Origin of the sequence: Flavobacterium hercynium (genome assembly GCF_002217285.1) — a bacterium.
Taxonomy (GTDB): Bacteria; Bacteroidota; Bacteroidia; order Flavobacteriales; family Flavobacteriaceae; genus Flavobacterium; species Flavobacterium hercynium.
Genome location: NZ_MUGW01000013.1, coordinates 1 through 458 on the forward strand (window position 1 = coordinate 1; position 458 = coordinate 458).

The window sequence follows — 458 nt, forward strand, 5'->3', positions numbered from 1 at the left end:
ACTTTAAGCCAGAATCACTATATTATAAAAATAAAAAGCAATTAGAATTTTCCGTATTTCTACTTAGCTCTTTTCTTTAAAATATTTACAGCAAACAAATAAAAAAAACCTTTTGAAAAAGATGATTCCAAAAAACCACTCTGTTTTTACCATAAACAAAAAAGAAAATCTATTTGCTAATATTATACTTTTAAGAATTAAAATTTAAAGATTACTAACTACTCTTTTAATACCTAATTTTATAATAGGAACATTAAAATTAATCAGCAAACCTAATTTCATTTTTGTGATTTTAAGATAAGTCAAAACTTGCTTACCATGAACTTCTTTTAATTGTTCGACTGATTTAATTTCTAAAACCACTTTATTTTCAACTATCAAATCTGCTCTAAAACCAATATCTAACTTTACTTCTCTCCAAACTACAGGTAAAGGCTTTTGCCGTTCCACATTTAATC

The 458-nt window shown here is 24.7% G+C and carries 1 protein-coding gene; it reads right to left on the reverse strand.

From position 1 onward, the window contains the following. Positions 1-204: 204 nt before the first annotated feature. A partial coding sequence (locus tag B0A66_RS23125; protein WP_244283403.1) for a GxxExxY protein occupies positions 205-458 on the reverse strand: 254 nt, incomplete at its 5' end.